The 17961-nt window shown below is 42.8% G+C and carries 17 protein-coding genes and 1 other RNA gene; 6 read left to right on the top strand and 12 right to left on the bottom strand.

Features of this window, described 5'->3' with window-relative positions:
• Positions 1 to 29: 29 nt before the first annotated feature.
• Positions 30 to 428, top strand: a complete 399-nt coding sequence (locus tag R7D93_RS16960; RefSeq protein WP_011079925.1) for a hypothetical protein — start codon at positions 30 to 32, stop codon at positions 426 to 428.
• Positions 429 to 595: 167 nt separating this feature from the next.
• Here the strand turns inward: R7D93_RS16960 and R7D93_RS16965 are convergent, their stop codons facing one another.
• Complete coding sequence (locus tag R7D93_RS16965; protein ID WP_017790133.1) at positions 596 to 745, bottom strand: hypothetical protein; 150 nt, start codon at positions 743 to 745, stop codon at positions 596 to 598.
• A 74-nt stretch (positions 746 to 819) separates the two neighbouring features.
• On the opposite strand from R7D93_RS16965, the gene R7D93_RS16970 reads away from it, so the two are divergent.
• Positions 820 to 1194 carry an elongation factor Ts gene (locus R7D93_RS16970; protein WP_077281179.1) on the top strand — a complete coding sequence of 125 codons (375 nt, stop codon included), beginning with the start codon at positions 820 to 822 and terminating at the stop codon, positions 1192 to 1194.
• A 665-nt stretch (positions 1195 to 1859) separates the two neighbouring features.
• On the top strand, positions 1860 to 2522 hold the full coding sequence (locus R7D93_RS16975) for a DNA-methyltransferase (protein WP_025506815.1): 663 nt from the start codon (positions 1860 to 1862) through the stop codon (positions 2520 to 2522).
• A 61-nt stretch (positions 2523 to 2583) separates the two neighbouring features.
• Here the strand turns inward: R7D93_RS16975 and hsdR are convergent, their stop codons facing one another.
• The 6 genes from hsdR to smpB form a co-directional block, all read right to left on the bottom strand.
• Positions 2584 to 5028 carry an EcoAI/FtnUII family type I restriction enzme subunit R gene (gene hsdR, locus R7D93_RS16980; RefSeq protein ID WP_025507010.1) on the bottom strand — a complete coding sequence of 815 codons (2445 nt, stop codon included), beginning with the start codon at positions 5026 to 5028 and terminating at the stop codon, positions 2584 to 2586.
• A gap of 167 nt (positions 5029 to 5195) precedes the next feature.
• Positions 5196 to 7616 carry a DEAD/DEAH box helicase gene (locus tag R7D93_RS16985; RefSeq protein WP_025506825.1) on the bottom strand — a complete coding sequence of 807 codons (2421 nt, stop codon included), beginning with the start codon at positions 7614 to 7616 and terminating at the stop codon, positions 5196 to 5198.
• Between the two features lie 137 nt (positions 7617 to 7753).
• Positions 7754 to 8032, bottom strand: a complete 279-nt coding sequence (locus R7D93_RS16990; RefSeq protein WP_025506824.1) for a helix-turn-helix transcriptional regulator — start codon at positions 8030 to 8032, stop codon at positions 7754 to 7756.
• A gap of 398 nt (positions 8033 to 8430) precedes the next feature.
• Positions 8431 to 9657, bottom strand: coding sequence for an integrase domain-containing protein (locus R7D93_RS16995; protein WP_025506822.1), 1227 nt, complete (start codon positions 9655 to 9657; stop codon positions 8431 to 8433).
• Between the two features lie 183 nt (positions 9658 to 9840).
• Positions 9841 to 10208, bottom strand: a transfer-messenger RNA (tmRNA) gene (gene ssrA, locus R7D93_RS17000).
• Positions 10209 to 10274: 66 nt separating this feature from the next.
• On the bottom strand, positions 10275 to 10760 hold the full coding sequence (smpB, locus tag R7D93_RS17005; protein ID WP_005381642.1) for an SsrA-binding protein SmpB: 486 nt from the start codon (positions 10758 to 10760) through the stop codon (positions 10275 to 10277).
• A 119-nt stretch (positions 10761 to 10879) separates the two neighbouring features.
• Between smpB and R7D93_RS17010 the strand changes: the two genes are divergently transcribed.
• Both R7D93_RS17010 and R7D93_RS17015 read left to right on the top strand, forming a co-directional pair.
• Positions 10880 to 11323 carry an SRPBCC family protein gene (locus tag R7D93_RS17010; RefSeq protein WP_005381641.1) on the top strand — a complete coding sequence of 148 codons (444 nt, stop codon included), beginning with the start codon at positions 10880 to 10882 and terminating at the stop codon, positions 11321 to 11323.
• Positions 11313 to 11672, top strand: coding sequence for an RnfH family protein (locus tag R7D93_RS17015; protein WP_025768875.1), 360 nt, complete (start codon positions 11313 to 11315; stop codon positions 11670 to 11672). The genes R7D93_RS17010 and R7D93_RS17015 overlap by 11 nt, the downstream gene beginning before the upstream one ends.
• A 101-nt stretch (positions 11673 to 11773) precedes the next feature.
• On the opposite strand, the gene bamE is transcribed toward R7D93_RS17015, so the two are convergent.
• From bamE to nadK, 5 genes are all read right to left on the bottom strand, one after another.
• Complete coding sequence (gene bamE / locus R7D93_RS17020) at positions 11774 to 12133, bottom strand: outer membrane protein assembly factor BamE (RefSeq protein ID WP_017820585.1); 360 nt, start codon at positions 12131 to 12133, stop codon at positions 11774 to 11776.
• A 242-nt stretch (positions 12134 to 12375) separates the two neighbouring features.
• Entirely contained in the window at positions 12376 to 12858 is a 483-nt protein-coding gene (locus tag R7D93_RS17025) for a GNAT family N-acetyltransferase (RefSeq protein ID WP_025768876.1), read from the bottom strand.
• A 21-nt stretch (positions 12859 to 12879) separates the two neighbouring features.
• A complete protein-coding gene (recN, locus tag R7D93_RS17030) occupies positions 12880 to 14544 on the bottom strand; it encodes a DNA repair protein RecN (protein WP_005383750.1) in 1665 nt (554 codons plus the stop codon).
• 165 nt (positions 14545 to 14709) lie between these two features.
• Complete coding sequence (locus R7D93_RS17035; RefSeq protein ID WP_017820586.1) at positions 14710 to 15891, bottom strand: DUF3103 domain-containing protein; 1182 nt, start codon at positions 15889 to 15891, stop codon at positions 14710 to 14712.
• Positions 15892 to 16156: 265 nt separating this feature from the next.
• Positions 16157 to 17041, bottom strand: a complete 885-nt coding sequence (gene nadK / locus R7D93_RS17040) for an NAD(+) kinase (RefSeq protein WP_005381631.1) — start codon at positions 17039 to 17041, stop codon at positions 16157 to 16159.
• A 146-nt stretch (positions 17042 to 17187) separates the two neighbouring features.
• Between nadK and grpE the strand changes: the two genes are divergently transcribed.
• Positions 17188 to 17784, top strand: coding sequence for a nucleotide exchange factor GrpE (gene grpE, locus R7D93_RS17045; protein WP_021034134.1), 597 nt, complete (start codon positions 17188 to 17190; stop codon positions 17782 to 17784).
• Positions 17785 to 17961: the final 177 nt, after the last annotated feature.

Consider the following 17961-nt stretch of genomic DNA (forward strand, 5'->3'; position numbering starts at 1 on the left):
ATAAAAAATATAACCAGGTTGTCTAGAAAATGAAGGTTGAGTGTCCCCATTGTCACACTGACAATGTTATTGAATATGCAGAGAATATCTCGTGTGAGAAGTGTGAAAAAAGCTTCAAAGGCTTTAAATTTAGTAAACGGAAACTGGTGTCTGCCAGTACGGCATTGGTCGTGGGCGTGGTTGGTGGCTATAAGGTGAATGGTGCTTTTGATGAAGAGCGTTACCCATTAGAAGTAGAGTATGCCATCGTTGATACCTGCATAAACTCGTCAAAAAATATGGTGTCGGTGAGTTGGTATGAGAGTAAGCGAGAAACGTGTTTATGCGCTCTTTCACAAACAGAAAAGTCCGTGCCGTATTCCGATTACAAATCTGATCAAAACTTGTTTTTAAGTAACTTCAAGCTGAATGCAAGAAGTTGTTCATAATAGAAAAATGAGGCAGCTAGACTGCCTCATTTATATCTAATGTGTTTAGCGTTTAGGTGTGTTGCCACGACCTTTGCCTGAAGGTTTGCCAGTTGTGCTTGGGTAGTTTGGATTACCTTTCGGCGCAGTTTTTGGTGCAGAACTTGGTTTTGCCATGATGGTTACTCCTATTTACCTTGTTTTTGGTTGTTGGCAGCAGCGCGTTGAGCGCGGGCAGCGAACGAATCTTTAGAGACTTGTCCGCCATTTTGTTTTGCTTGATTCGCTTGAATGCGAGCAGCGGCTTCTGGGGTCATTGGTGCTTTGTTTTTAGACATAGTATTTTCCTTTTCGTTTATGAATGATTGTCTCCGCTGAGACCATTGCATAGTAACTAGTAGGGTAGGGACAAATGGGGACAACCCAAAAACAAAAGCAAATTCGAACTATGTTGGATGCGTTAGGCTGGAGCCATAAGCAACTGGCCGATGTATTATATGAAGAGCTTTATTGCTCTGAGTATGAGGAGCTTCATGATGTAGATCCCGAGGCTGTGAGCAAATTTCAACAGACGTTAAAAAAACAACTTCAACGTCCTTCTACACCAGAAGATAGGCTAGAACAGTACGTAAAAATCGTATCAGAACACCCAGAGTTTATTGCTTTGGGATTGGGAGTTGTTGTGCCTAAATACGTAGGACACACATGTTTAAATCAATGCCTTATAGATGGGCTTTCCGAGATCTCCAACACACTAGATAATGAAAATGAATGCATAGATGCTTAATATGTTAAATAATGTGTAAGTTATGAAATTGTTTTAGGTGGGAAATATTAGGGGGGCGCTGTGTACAAGGGGCATTGGTACGATGTTGTGGGAAAAGAGAGAACGGATCTTCGAGCTATGAGCCTTGATTTCGACTCATTAAAGTTGGCTATAGATGAAGCAATGAGCGTTTTGCCTGATACAAAACTGATCGTAATTAATGAGAATTTAGGCTGGGGTCTTATCTCTATCGAGGAAACCAAGCGGATGCTAATTTGTAAGGACTAGAAAGTTACCTTGCTATGCAGCTAAAACGAACTTTGTTGCTTTCCTCACTGTTTGATTTATAAGCAGCCCGTATCATAAAGCGTCTATGATACTTAAAGAGGTGCTTTGCATGACTTGCAGTTGTTGTAACAAACGTTTGAACGTAGGAATGATACACAAGAGAGACCCCCACACGGGCCAAAAATTTAAGTCCTGCCCCCATTGTTCTGATGCAAATGGAGGAGAGCATGTTTTTCATCCCTATCCATCGTCCTTTGGCAAAACTCCTGCTAGAGTGACGGCTAGGAACCCCGAAGGCTACCAGAGCTACTGTATCGATTGTCGCCGCCTAAATAAAGGTGAGCTATCTCATACATATATGAATGGAAAAACGTGCAGTAGTCTTGTTTAGGAATCGAATGAATTTATCCCAAGATGATGCAGTAAACTGGCTATCAATGCTCGATTCTGCGAGCGTTGATTTGCTAATAACAGATCCACCTTATGAATCTCTAGAGAAACACCGAAAGATCGGTACGACAACAAGACTTAAAGTCAGTAAGTCCTCAAGCAATCAATGGTTTGAGATATTCCCAAATGCAAGATTTGAAGAGCTACTACACGAAGTTTATCGTGTGCTCAAAAAGAATGCACATTTCTACCTTTTCTGCGATCAAGAAACGATGTTCGTCATTAAACCGATTGCGGAAAAAGTAGGCTTTAAATTCTGGAAACCAATTATCTGGGACAAGGTTAGTATTGGTATGGGTTACCATTACCGTGCTCGACACGAATACATACTGTTTTTTGAAAAGGGCAAGAGGAAGCTTAATGATTTGAGCATACCTGACATACTGACTCATAAACGGGTCTATAGAGGGTATCCAACTGAAAAGCCAGTAAGTCTCTTGGAAGTTCTGGTCGCTCAAAGTAGCAGAGAAGGCGAGCTAGTTGTTGATCCGTTTTTTGGCTCTGGCTCGACCTTGGTTGCAGCTAAAAACTTGAATCGTCGGTTTAAAGGGAACGATATTTCCCCGTCTGCCCATGAACACATCCGCCAGCGTATGGATTTTGGAACTTAAAAGGCGAATAAAGTTAACGGCTACCTGAAGGTAGCCGAGTAGCAATGCGGGGTAGTGGTGATTAGGCTGATTGATAAATCTCAGCTTCCAATTCAGAAATCGCTTCTAAGTATTGCTCTCTACCACCAAAGCACTTTTTGACGATTTCAGCAGGGCGTCCCATCTCGTCAAAAGGCTTAACTTTGAGTACATGAATATTTTCAATCTCTTGAACGCCTTTGTCTGCGTACTTGTCCAGTAGGTTGTTCAACACCTGCTGAGCCGTTTCACCGTACTTAGTGAAGTAGTTGCGCTTTTTGACGTTGTCAGCGCGTTCTTTTCTGGTGAGTGCTGGTTGGTCATACACGACATGACAAATCATGTCGAATGGATCGAGATCTTTGCCGACTTCCAGCTCTAACGCTTCCCAGATGATGCCTTCCTCTGCCAGTTCATCAATGATTGCTTGCTTTTTATCGGCATCTTGCCAGCGCTTAACGAAGTCATCCATTGAGGTGAACTGTTTTGCCATCGTCTTGCGGGTATAGTCTTTGAACGATTCGGTTACGAGTTTACCGTCGGAATCGTAGTATTGAACACGTTCGGCAATGGCTTTCACCGTTACACCGTTGACATGGAACTTTCTAACTCGATTTTCATCCTGCCAATCATCATCGGAATTGCTACCGTCAGAAGGAGATGAACCTGAGTCGTATGGAGCTTCTGATTCATGGATGCTTTCAGGGTCAATATCTTCCCCTTCAAATGGATTATGTTGTTCAAGTTCATCCTCACCATCGATGATCTCATCGAGTCCTTCATCGGTTTCGAAGTCTTCGGGTCTTGTTTCTTTAACTCGCTCGGGGACACCATCAAAGCGCTCATCAGCGAACAGTTCAGTCGCCTTTTTGAAGTCAAGAATGGTAAACCATAGCTTTCCGTAACGATCATCGATACGAGTACCGCGACCGATAATCTGCTTAAACTTGGTCATCGACTGAATGCCCTGGTCAAGAACAACCAGTTTGCAAGTTTTTGCATCGACACCTGTTGTCATAAGTTCTGAGGTGGTTGCGATAACAGGGTAAGCCTTTTTGGGGCTGATGAAGTTATCAAGCTGAGCTTTGCCGATTTCATCATCACCAGTAATTTTCATTACGTATTTTTCATTTTTAGCAACTTGCTCAGGGTTGCAGTTGATTAGTGCTCGTCGCATACGTTCTGCATGGTCAATGTCATTGCAGAAAACAATGGTTTTCGCCATCGGGTCGGTGCGCTTGAGGTAGCTGGTGATGGTCTGTGCAACCAGTTCTGTTCGCTCATCAATGACCATAGTTCTGTCGAAGTCTTTCTGGTTATAGATTCTGTCTTCGATGACTTCACCATGTTTATCGACTTGTCCTTTGGTTGGTCGCCAACCTTGTAAATCTACATCGATATCTACACGCACAACTTTGTAAGGGGCTAAGAAACCGTCTTCAATACCTTGCTTTAGAGAGTAGGTATAAATGGCATCGCCAAAGTACTCGGTGTTAGACACGATATCGGTTTCTTTCGGTGTCGCGGTTAGCCCTATTTGAGTCGCTGAACCGAAATACTCAAGAATCTCGCGCCATGCACTGTCCTCAGCGGCACTGCCACGATGGCACTCGTCAACGACAATAAGATCAAAGAAATCAGGATCGACCTGTTTGTATGCTTTTTGGTGCTCTTCTGGGCCAGTCAAAGCTTGATACAGAGCTAGGTGGATTTCGTAAGCGGGATCGACTGTTCGACCAGTGACTTTGGTCATAGCGGGGCCAAACGGCTGGAAATCGTTCCTCTTAGTTTGATCGACCAGAACGTTTCTGTCCGCCAAAAACAGGATGCGTTTTTTGGCTCGGGACTTCCACAGTCGCCAAATAATCTGGAATGCAGTGTAAGTTTTACCCGTACCTGTTGCCATAACCAAGAGTACACGGTTTTGTCCTGCTGCGACCGCTTCCACAGTTTTGTTTATCGCCTGTAGCTGATAGTAGCGCGGAGACTTACCGCTACCATCATCATGGTAATCTTGAGTAATAACTGGAAGGTGCTCGGTTTTATAGCCTTTCCAAACGCAGTACTTGTCCCACAGTTGCTGAGGTGTTGGGAAGTCTTCAAGTCGAATTTCAGTTTCGAGTTGAGCTGGGTTGGTTTTGTCGTGGAAGATAAAACCGTCGCCATTTGAGGCAAAGACAAAAGGGACTTCAAGTAAGCTGGCGTAATCTAGACCTTGTTGCATACCTTTGCCGATTTCATGCTTATTCGCTTTTGCTTCGACAACGGCTAGAGGCATACTCGGTTTGTGGTAAAGGACGATGTCCGCAGACTTAACCTTTTTCCTCGCCGCTGCCTGACCACGAACAATGACCTTACCGTCACGCAGTTTTACCTCTTGACGGATTTGAGACATATCATCCCACCCCGCATCTTTGATAGCAGGAAGAATGAATTTCGTGATGATGTCGGTTTCAGATAGCTTTGATTTATTGATTGTCGATTCCATGCGATTAGCCAGCTCAGTACAAATGCATTTCATGACTATACCAAAGGATGCATAAAAGCAGAAAAGATACTGACTTATCAGTGAAGTGGGTAACGGTATGCATGAAATACCAGATGCTATTCGTTGAAATAGTTATCCCGTTATGCAATAGCATAACGGGAAGTCAGTTAAGCAACGATATCTAGAGACTCGGTACTTAATCTAGTGTAGCTACGCGCCCTTTGAGTCAGAGAGATTTTCGCTTTATTTGTTGTTCCGCTAAATCTACCGATTTCAAAACCCAGAGACTTCATGAGTTGCCCAAAATACAGCATCTTTTTATTTGTCGTGCTGTTTTCGTTGAGTGATAGTGGGATGTGAGTATCTTTGTGCAGTGTCCAATTGACTAAGTCCCGATTTTCGATCATCAGATTAACAAACCCCAAAATCTGCTCCCTATGGATCATGATAGAAGGTGATTGAGAATTAAGCTGGTGTCCGTTGAACAGACCCTCATTGATTAAATTCGCCAAGCGGCGATATGTTGAGTACTTGCTGTTATCTTCGTTTGGCGCTGGAACAGAAAATAGCTTGTCGAAGAGCTTTCTGTTCTTAGAAAACAGGAAATGAAACTCGACATCCTCTTTCGTGACTTCAGTCAAATGATAGTAGCTTTTGATTGTATGCTTCGAGATGGCTGCGTTGTCACTGGCTGTGCGCTTATCAGCCATCATAAGCCGCTTCACGTCATGCTGGGTTAAATCGACAGATTGCATAATGGCGTTGACCAACGCCTCTCTGTAAGCTTTTAAATATTGCTTGTTCGTTTTAGACCCACAGCTCTGTGAGTACACTGAGGATGGTAGCGGATCAACATGAAAGCCGAGTTCCTTCAATGTTAGCCATAGATGTAGCCCCAGAGGTGCGGTGAACTGTGATTTCACGTTACCGAATGCAATCTCTAGGTGGTCTGTTGGCGCTGAGTGAATATTCGCATTGTAGACTCTTGCCCTTGTCGGGCGGCAGAAGAAGTCTTGATGGGCATCTACGGTGAAACAAATCTCCTTTGCTTTACGGAATCGACGTGCGAAGTTAACTAGTTCAAATGGATTTAGTGTTTTGTCACAGAATACGACAACTCTATTGGCAAAGTTTTTGACGATTGAGAAGCCTGACCCTAGACAGGGAGAAGCGATAATCGCTTTGTATTTGGAGATTTCTTCATTCGGGTTAGCCAGAAAAGCACGTTGTGCGTCCATTCCTTTATTCTCCCCGTGAATGACTAGCACACCGTCGTTTAGAGCCGCAGTCTCACTATCTAAACCTTGTTTGTCCTCATAACCAAGTTGTTTAACTACTCCTCGAAGTGTCACTAGCGAGTCAAAGAGAAACACCTTGTCCTCCAACAATTTGGACTTGAGATCATCCTGACTATAAAGATACTGATTTTTATCTGTGATAACTGCTTCAATTCCCAGATATGGGTTTTTGTCGCACTGGATTAAAGTCACGTCACCTCGTAAATCCTTCAAGAAGCCTAAACTAATATCGGAAAGATCAGCATCGCCCACAATGACTTGTGGAATGGAGCGAATAATCTCAGACAAGCAATGAAAGACGCGTTGTTTAGGCATTTGTAGTGAATGCTCCGAACACACGACAGTTGAAATTACTTTCTCAAACTCATCAATAATCAAGGTATCAGCATTGTGGCAATATGCTTGGATATGTGCTTTCCACACACTATTGACGACTAATCCCATCGCTTTCGACTGTTCAAGCTGAGTTAAGTTTTGAGTGGTATAGCTGACCGCATGATTTTGAATGCAGTATTGTTCTACTAAAGCCATCAGGTGAGAAAGATATACCACGGATTTATTGTTTTGCTCAGCTAGCTGAGTAATAGGGCCAAAGACGTGTTTCGTTTTACCAGTCCCTGTTGCAGATTTAATCGCAAGGGTTCGCTCATTGGCTAGCGCTTCACACACTTCTGGACAGTCGAGAGTTGAAGTACGGATTGTTTTCGTCGGCGTTCTAAGCTTCATAAAATCTTGAACTGACGAATGATAGTGGTGTAGCTGTAGTTCAAGGCAATCTAAAACTTTGCTTAGGAAATTATTGTCTTTGTGAAGACAGAAACGGTAAGTTCTCAAGCATGATTTAGCATCGGAACAGATCAGAGGAATTGTACGGACTAGTTTTTTAGCTAGCCAGTCAATGATTTCGTCACCCCGCATGCCGCAATTCGTCAACTGATAGCAAAGAGATAGATACTGGATTGTATCGTTGTAGTCTTTCAGACAGTAGAGTCGCTTTGACGCTAAATCATAAAGATCACACCTAGCATGGCGATAATTAATCATCATGAAATCTACAGCTTGATCAGGGAGCTTTTTTGAATCAATGATTAACTTGATGCTATTGAAGCCAGCATCACGGTAATAGCGGATAACTTCAGCCAGGTTGTTTTTGTCGTTGCGAACAGCAACGACCCTGTACTTGTCATGATCGAAGCTTAGAGACTCGCCGCTAAGAATAGCGACTGAGCAGGACTCTGTTGAACGAACCAGTGTATGTTCTGAGGCTTGAGATTGCGCGATAACGTTCATTTATTCTTATTCCTAGTAGAACGTAAAAGTGCAAAGTTTCTAAGTAATATATATAACTAAAGAACTCTGCACTTTTACCAGCATGCTAAAGCATGCAGTAAACAATTGATTTATTTGTGCTTAGTGAGAGTTTTTAGTTATGCGGCTAGTGCATAGAGACTGTTGTCGAAAAGAGACTGTCTTTGCTCAACAAGATGAGAAACGGTTTGATGTAGATCTTTGCCTAGTGCCATGGCTGCGATAATGGCATCGACCTCATGAGACAAGAAACCAACAGAGTTTGCACCAAGGGGAATTGAAGGTGGAAATGTTCCATCGTTAATTTTGCGGTGGAGAGTCGCTCTTGAGAAGGGTACGCGTTGTAGAACGTCAGATTTACGTACGATTTTTAGAAGAGGAGTTGTATTTACAGACATAACGATAACCTATGTTAATTCATGTCTAGCACCGCCTTCATATTCTAATACTTACACTGATCCACTGAAATTTAACTTCAGCAAAGTAATAATAACCTAGGACTGAAACCTTTATGTTGGTAACAGCCTCACCCTTCGCAACAGGAGGGAAGGTGTTGTGTATGTAATAAAATAAAGAAGTCTTAAAAAAAGACTCAGAAAATTAAGTTAGTGCTAAAACAATAAAAAATAGTTAAACCGAAGTTTAACGAGCATAAGGCTGTTGCCGCGGAGCGGACTTTAAATGTCTGTTTCCTATGTAAAAATTAAATATTTAGACGCGATTTAAAATAATGCGGGTGATTCTCATCGTCAATACAAAAACACCCGCATCTTATTGAAAGTGTGATTTGTATCACTTATTTTGATGGTTTGGCTATTGTGTTGGTGTTTTTAGAAGCATCAAGTATGAAGTTGCTCCACCATTCCATTATCTTACGACGCTCCTGAAGGTACTCAGCATTGTTGTAGATGTCACGAATCGTGTTCTTGTCTACGTGTGCTAGACACAGCTCAATAGCATCTTTGTTGAAGCCCTGTTCGTTGAGCGCTGTACTGCCGATTGAGCGTATACCATGGCTCACCAGCTTTCCTGCCATACCTGCACGTTTCATTGCGGCGTTGATACTTTGACTGTTCATGTGTTTGTCTGCTGAGCTAGCGCTTGGGAAAACATATCGTTGACCGAATGATATAGGCTTCATAAAGTTCAATAGCTGTAATGCAGCGTCTGAAAGAGGGATCTTATGGTCACGTTTCATTTTCATTTTATCTCGACCAATGATCCAAAGCCTGTTTTCGAAATCTATCTCATTCCATTCGGCTCTAGTGCACTCATTTGGGCGAGTTAGCGTGTGAAGCTGAAACTCAAAGGCACAACGAGTAGTAAGCTTGATATTTGCCAATGACATTTTTTGCATAAGAATATTTAGCTCATCAGGCTTTATCGTAAGCATGTGTTCAGCTTTTGGCTTTTTGAAAGCTTTCGAGATTTTTTCGAGCCGATTGACTTCAACTTTGCCGCAGTGATGTGCATACGTCATAATCTCGTTCAAGCGCTGACAGACGCGTCTTACTGTTTCTAAAGCTCCTTTCGCTTCACAAGGCCGTAATGTTTGAATCACTGTTGGAGCACTTAATTCGCTAACTGGCATATTTCCTAAGTTAGGGAAAATATGAAGCTCAAGAGAGCGCCAAATGTCATCTGCATAATCATCTGATACATCATGCTTCTTCACTTCAAACCATTCTTCAGCGACAGCTCTTAATGTGTGAGACTGTGCTATCTGAGTATTAAAACGTTGGTTATCTCTGTGAGTCTTAGGATCTACACCCTCTGCTACCAACTGTCGCATGTCTCTTGTTTTTTCTCTCGCGGACGCGAGAGTGATGTCAGGAAATGCACCAAGACTGATGTTCTTACGTTTTTTAGTAGTTGGATGGATATAGTTGAAAATCCAAAGTTTTGCGCCATTGGGCTTTACACGTAAGTACAGACCATTGCCATCGGCAAGCGAATATTCTTTCTCTAAGGGCTTAGCTTTGGTTACTTGAGTCGGTGATAAGGGCTTGATTTGCTTAGCCATTTTAATAGTTCCTTTCTGATGTAACACTAATTTGTGTTGTTATTGGTTAGTGTTACGCAGAATGTTACTAAATGACTGAGATTAAGTGAATCTCGATGAGACGCCCTGAACCACTTAAAGCTAGATAGGACAAGGGTTTAGAAAAGAAAACGGGACGTCCTGAGACGTCCCGTTACTAGTGATTGGTGGAGCTGGCGGGAGTTGAACCCGCGTCCGAAAACCGTTCATCATTGGTACTACATGCTTAGTCGATCTTTAATTTCGCCACCCACCTGCGAACCGACACGCTAATGAATGACTAGCCTGAATTAAAATTCGCCGTTCATCTCTCAGGCGGGAGAATCCGGGCTAGCGCGTTTGGGTTTGATCCCTCGTTGTTCCCCGTCTTACGTGCGGAAGCTAGGGCGAGAGAGCTCTTAGCAGGTTATTAAGCTGCTAGTGCGTAGTTTTCGTCGTTTGCGACTATTTTTTTGCGGTTTGTTAACGAGGCCTACCGCACCTCGGCATGCACCTCAGACTTCTGAATTCCCGTCGAATCCTAAATCAGCCCCAGGTAATATTCGCATAGTAACAGAAAAGCATTGGCTGTCCAGTACTATGCGTTTAAGTGGTCAAGATTAACGCAGCGCGCTCTTCATTACGCGTGCTTTTTCTCTTGCCCAGTCTTTTTCTTTTAGATCCGTACGTTTATCGTGCAGCTTTTTACCTTTTGCTACGCCAATTTTTAGTTTCACCCAAGAGCGAGACCAGTACAGTGAGAGGGCCGTTAATGTCATACCTTCACGGTTTACACGTCCGAATAGGTTATCCAGCTCACGACGACTCATTAGTAGTTTACGCACACGTGTAGGGTTCGCCACAACGTGTGTCGATGCCTGATTTAAAGGAGTGATTGTCATGCCACTCACAAAGGCTTCACCGTCACGCATAAATACGTAACTTTCAGAAATATTGGCTTTACCTTGGCGAAGGGCTTTCACTTCCCAACCTTGGAGCTCCAAGCCAGCTTCGATTTCATCATCGATGAAATACTCGTGGCGAGCTTTTTTATTCAGCGCGATAGTATTGCTACCCGCTTTTTGTTTCGTTTTTTTCTTTGCCATAATAGCGTCATTATACGGGTTGGATATCGGATAGGAAATCCTTTTATTTGCGCAATCGTGGAATAAAAGTAAAATTGGCGAGTAGCTTTAAATCTGTACATGTATCGATAGGAGTATGTATGAAGCAAGTCAGCCGTTCTGCGCTTGTGTCTTTTAGCGCCGAACAGATGTTCAATCTGGTTAATGATGTTGCTAAATACCCTGAATTTCTGCCTGGTTGCTCGGGCTCTAGAATCATTGAGTCTTCGGGGAATGGTATGGTGGCTTCTGTCGATGTGGCGAAGGCTGGAATCAGCAAAACGTTTACGACTTCAAATGAGTTGATCCCCGGTCAGGCAATTATGATGAACTTGGTGGATGGCCCGTTTAAGACGTTGCGTGGTGGTTGGATTTTTACCGCGCTAGATGAACAAGCTTGCAAGGTTGAACTAAAGCTTGAGTTTGAATTCTCAAGTAAAATGATTGAGATGGCCTTCGGTAAGATTTTTAACGAGCTTACTAGTAATATGGTAAATGCATTTACTAAACGCGCAAAACAGGTCTACGAGTGTTATGAGTATTGAGTCAGATATGATTCACGTTGAGGTTGTCTATGCTCTTCCTCATGAACAGCGTGTATTTAACTTAGTGGTAAATAATCACGCAACGGTAGAAGAGATCATTCGACAATCCGGTGTATTGGAGTTGTACCCTGAAATTGATTTGTCCAAGAACAAAGTGGGTGTGTTTAGTCGTAACGTGAAGTTGGATGCGACCGTTCGAGATCGAGATCGAATAGAGATTTATCGTCCGTTACTTGCCGATCCGAAAGAGATTCGCCGTAAGCGGGCGGAGCAGGCTAAAACCGAGGGGAGTGCAGACCCAGTCACCGGTGGCAAGCCTAGTTCTGTACGTAAAAATAAGCAGGATTAATATTAACCCAATAGCTCATGTGAGTTACTCAAAGTTTGACTAACATGATTTCTATATAATAAAAAACCTCCCAAACGGGAGGTTTTTTTGCAAAAGTCAGTTTACTGAATTTGCTCGTAAAATGCGTCACTTTTTGGAAAGTCACCACTGATGTCTGCGAGCGTGCCTTGGTCATTAAAGTTTACAATCAGATCTTTCTGTACTGGTTCGCCATGGCCAGGAGTATGATGATAGATGTAATACCAAGTGTTTGGATAGCCGTTTTCAATAAGCATTGGCGACCCTAATACGAAGCGAACCTGTGCTTTAGTCATCCCAAACTTTAATTTATCAACCGCACTTTGTTCTACATAGTTGCCTTGGTTGATATCAATACGATAAACCAGTCTTTCCAATACCGAACATCCTGTCAGCAATGTCATTGCTAATGGTACGGCAACTAACCACTTCTTTAATTGCATAATAATTTCTTAGTAACCTTTAAAATACTGCGCTGATAATAAACAAGCTCGACGCAGATGTAAAAAGCTATGCGTCGTATGGTAGACAATCTGACAACGAATTTTGAGTTGAGTTGCATTTATTCACCGATATTAGACGGTAAATGTCACCACATGACGTATTAGTTAGGTGACGAAGAGCAAATTTCAATCGGAAGTAGGGTGATGGACGCTTTCAGCGGTGAGCCAAGCCTAGTGACTCGTTAGTCGGTTTTGGCGAATTCGCGTAATGCATCACCTGAAAAACGATAATACTCTTTTTCATGAATTAGTGTTGCACCAATTGAGCGGTAAAACTGACCTGCGGTAGGGTTACTACTTTCAGCTGTCCAGTCCAACCTTTGGCATCCACACTTGATCGCCAAAGATGCCAGATACTTCATTAACTTGAGACCAACCCCTTTTCCTCGAACCTTCGAAGATACGAACAGATCTTTTAAGTACATCTGCCCTGAGAGCTTTGGGGCAGGGAACATGACGGTATAAGATGCAAAGCCTACGACGTCATCATTATCGTAAACCGCAATGATATGAACGCCAGAATGTTCAGAGAAAACTTGGTTCTTTAGATAATGGACCAGATCGTGTTTTGATGAAGCTTTTTCTTTGAAGTAGTAATGTTCTAACTCAATAAAAATAGGGATGAGATCTAAGCAGTTGGTTTTGTGTATTGCTCTGATATCCATTTCTCATCCCTTGTCGATTTATTAAGCGGCGATAAGCAGTTCTTTTGCGTTTGCCAACGTTGAGTCGGTTATTTGACTACCCCCAAGTAAGCGAGCTAATTCTGCCACACGTTGTTGTTCATCTAATGCGTGCATTTGGGTTTCGGTTTGGCCTGCTTTGGTTTGCTTAGCTACAAACATTTGTTGATGGCCGCATCCGGCAACTTGAGGGAGGTGAGTGACACACAATACCTGAGTAGATTCGCCAAGCTTGCGTAGCATTTTGCCCACTACGGCAGCTGTTGGGCCACTAATACCTACGTCCACTTCATCGAAGATTAAACTTGGTGTATCTACTTTCTGAGCGGTGATCACTTGGATCGCTAGAGAGATGCGTGATAGCTCACCGCCTGACGCAACTTTTGCTATAGGTTGTAATGGTTGTCCCGGGTTGGTCGATACTAAGAAGCACACGCTGTCCATGCCAAGCGGCGATGGGTGTGTGTTGTCATTGCTAACTTCGATACTGAATACTGCTTTCTCCATGCTCAATTCGTGCATGCTTTGTGTGATCAGTTTGTTCAGTTCTTTTGCGTAACGGCTGCGTGATTTGTGCAGTTTTTCTGCTTGTGTTAGAAAGCTTTGGTACTTGTGTTCTACTTCTTGAGCAAGTTCATCTAAACGTTCATCGGAGCAATCTAACGCTTCTACTTGGGCCAGAAGATCTTGATGATGCTGGTAGAGTTCTTCTGGCATTACGTGGTGTTTACGAGCTACAGACATCACTTTAGAAAAACGTTCTTCTACATAAGCCATACGAGCTGGATCAACATCGATGCCATCTAAGTAGCTGCGTAATTCATTCTTCGTTTCTTCAAGTTGAATCATTGCTTCTGACAGCATGTTAGGTAGCTCAGATAGCTTTTCATCTAATTCGGCTAATTGAATTAGGGAGTGATTGGCCGATTGCAAAATACCAAGCGCATTGACTTCTTCACCTTCGTAAATAAGTTCGATGGCTTGCTGACAGGTAGTGGCGAGTTCACCACTGTTGGATAGTCGTTTGTGCTCTTGCTCGAGCTCTGCAAATTCTTCTTCACCTAGCGATAACTCATTTAGTTCTTTGATTTGGTATTCAAGCAATTGTTTTTGCGCCTGGTTTTGCTGGCTATTTTCTTTTAGTTGCTTGAGGTTATTGTCTGCCTGACGCCAATGCTGGTAAGCACTTCGTGTGCTTTTTAGTAGGTTTAAATGCCCAGCATATTGGTCGAGCATGGCCATTTGGTGCTCACTTTTCATCAATTGATGATGAGCGTGCTGCCCATGGATATTGATAAGTAGCTGCCCTAGAGATTTGAGTTGTGATAGTGGAACAGGGCTGCCATTAATGAAGGCTCTTGAGCGGCCTTCTTTTGTGATAATACGACGCAAAATACACTCACTGCCATCTAGCAGATCGTTATCTTCTAACCAACGTGTTGCATGTAAGTTGTTGTCCAATAAAAAAGCGGCGCTAACTTCGGTTTTCTCTTCACCTTGTCGCACCATGCCGGCATCGGCTCGTCCGCCTAAGCAGAGCCCTAAAGCATCGATAGCAATGGATTTACCCGCGCCTGTTTCACCTGTAATGGTGGTCATGCCCTTAGAAAGCTCGAGTTGTAAAGACTTAACAATCGCAAAATTATTAACACTTAGATGAGCCAGCATTTTATTTACCTGTATAACTGAACAATACTGTATAAGAGAACAGTATATACTGTTTCTTTATACAGTAAAGTCAGGTGAGGAAAATTTTCTTTGTAGGCTGTTTTTTGTGATGAAGTGGGAAAAATGAGCCGATGTGATTACAACGACTCATTAAAATTGAACAGGTTACGGACGAGTTGGGTTAATCGTTAGTGGTTCTAGCGTGACGACTGCATTCACACCCGCACCTGGGTGATCCACGTATGAAGTGTCTTGCATTAGAGTGTAGTATACGTCGACGAAGTCATCATCATTCGTGAGTACACCATCGGGGATAGTGTCGATGATCTTGTTCGTGATTTGCGGAATAATCGCGTAAGCCTGAACTTCTGGATCTGGAATCGCTTTCAATACTTCTTCGGCAACTTGAACAAGGAGTTTTGCCAATTGTTTATAGTCTGTGCCGTCATCTTGCTCCATGAGCACAATGTCTGCCGCACCCCAGCGGTAACGAGACCAGTGAATAATGATCTGATTTGGATAGTAATCTTGGTTATCGTAGTCTAAGTATGGAAGCTCCACCAAATCGAGAGTAGGTTCATCACGACTTGGATTGACGCCCGTTACGATAGCGTAGATTTCTGCCTTGCCAGAGATCCAAGGTTCTTTGTCATCGGCTAGACGGATCTTTTTCAACTGCGTGGTTTGAATTGGAGCCGCTTCGCTATTTGACAATAGCGGTGTATTTTGGCGTTGTTCATCAGCAATATATGGTTGAACTAAAGCTGGTTGACCGAGTTTTTTCATCTCAGCTTGCATAGCTTGCAAGCCTGCTTTTAGCTCTGCAGAGCTATTGTTATCAACGACAAGCACAGGTACCTCAGGGAGCTGGTAAACATCGAGTTGATGGATGTTGCCATAAACATCAAATGCTTCGATGTATTGCCAATTCTCATCATCACCACTTGGTTCAAATGCAAATAATGGCTCGACCTCGCCACTTTGCCATGCTGTTATCATGGCTTCATTTGCCAAGCGAACTTCTAACAACTGATCTGAGTATTCAGAAATACCTTTCCAGCTACGAATTTGAGTGTCAGCTTGTACAAGCTGGCGGCTGAACTCTGAGTTAGGGTTTTGCTTAACAAATGCTGATACAGAAACGTTAGTCTGTTGCGGAGTAATATCTCTTCTCAGCATGGGTTCAATGGCAGCATAATTCTCACTCAATTGTTGAGCTAGGGCCCGTTTCGTCTTAGTGATATCTTCCGCTTTTGCGTTGGACACACTGTTGACTTGCGTTTCCTCTGATTGGCAGCCAATAAGTGCTAATGTACTGAGAACAGACAGAATGATGGTTTTCTTCATAATATGTCCTTTATTGATTGTATGAAATAGAGTTAATACTCTATTCATGGTGAGAATATCACCGGACATAGATCATTGAATTTGCTTTTCTATCTTTTGTGTAAAGTTTGCCCACAGGATCAAAATTTATAAGCTTCTCTTTAATGATGACAAATATCGTGTCGCCTCACTACTTTGTGTCTATTTCTTGTCTAAGAAAGCCAAAAGCCAGTAGCAATTGAGCTGCTGGCTTTTTTATTGAAGTTATTACCCTGAGTAACAAGTGTTAGAACAATTTACTAGACCAGCCAAGCTTATTCCGTAAGACGTGATAGTAGCTGTAGTCTTTTGGATGGATGAGCTTTAGTACATTTGGACTTTGATAGATGTGAATTTCGTCGCCAGGGGTAACTGGAAGTGAGACTTGTCCATCACAGCTAACTTCTTGTGTTCCACGGTTTTCTGGTGATACCACCAATTTAATTCGACGTTTTCCATCAACCACCAAAGGTCGACTTGACAATGTATGAGGGAACATTGGCACGAGTGAAATGGCATTCAAGCTAGGAGAAAGAATTGGGCCGCCGCCAGAAAGTGAATATGCCGTCGAGCCAGTCGGAGTGGAGACAATCAAACCGTCGGCCCGTAAAGAGAAGGCGAAGCTTTCATCAATATACACTTCAAATTCAATCATATGAGCAATTTGCCCTGGGTGAAGTACGGCTTCGTTTAGCGCAGCGTTATGGCTCTTTATTTGTCCGTGGCGGTGTACTTCCGCCTCTAAAAGAAAACGCTCCTCTTCAATGTACTCACCGTCGAGTACCGCTTGCAGAGACGCTTGGAAGTCGTCTGGGTTCAAGTCAGTTAAGAAGCCCAAATTTCCGCGGTTCACGCCTATAACTGGTACATCAAATCGGGATAAAATTCTTGCTGCACCTAGCATGTTGCCATCGCCACCAACCACAATGGCTAGATCGGCATTTTTTCCTAGTTCAACTAAGCTAGCAAACTGACTCTGTGGGATATCATCCAGTATTGCGGCAAGGCGATCGTCAATGAATACTTTATAGCCCTCAGAGGTCAACCATTGGTACAACTCTTTATGAGTTTGAATTGCTTGTTGATCTCTTGGTTTTCCGATAATCGCGATCACGTTACATGGATTTTTCATAGCATTTCCGCATTAAAGAGGCTTGAATCAGGAATCTTCATCCCCATAATAATGGCAAGTCACCTAAATATGCGAATTTTTATGTGGTTAAAGCCCGCAAAAACGCGCATGGCTTTAAGGGCATTATGTTGAATTCTGGAGATATCATGAGCAACGAAGAAAACAAAGTTACAGAAGAAGAGCTTGATCAAATCATCGAAGAGGCTGAAAAAGTAGAAGCTGAAGCACAAGAAGTTGAAGCTGAGCTTGAAGAGCTTGGTGATGAGACAGACGCTAAGATTGCTCAACTAGAAGCGGCACTATTGTCTAGCGAGGCAAAAGTAAAAGAGCAACAAGATGCGGTGTTGCGTTCTAAAGCTGAAGTAGAAAACATGCGTCGTCGCACTGAGCAAGAGATCGATAAAGCACGTAAGTTTGCGTTGAACAAGTTTGCAGAAGAGCTGCTTCCTGTTATTGATAACCTAGAGCGTGCAATTCAAGCGGCAGATACAGAGAATGAAACTGTGAAGCCGTTCCTAGAAGGCGTTGAACTAACCCATAAAACGTTTGTAGACGTTGTCGCGAAATTTGGCTTGAAAGCAATCAACCCTGAAGGTGAAGCATTCAATCCAGAGTTCCATCAAGCGATGTCGATTCAGGAGAGCCCTGATCATGAATCAAACACTGTTATGTTTGTTATGCAAAAAGGTTACGAACTAAACGGTCGTGTGATTCGTCCGGCAATGGTAATGGTTGCTAAGTAACTTTAACTCCCTGTTTTTTAAATATAAAAGCGCCCATCATTTTTGATGGGCGCTTTTTTGTTTTAAACATAAATGACTGCATCGAACTTCGTTGTATATCGATAAATGAAAATTTGATCCCCTTCATATTTTTTCCTATTGGTTAATTATTTTCCTATAGGAGATTTTCTCTCATCT

This window comes from Vibrio sp. YT-15, assembly GCF_033337445.1.
Lineage (GTDB): Bacteria > Pseudomonadota > Gammaproteobacteria > Enterobacterales > Vibrionaceae > Vibrio > Vibrio alginolyticus.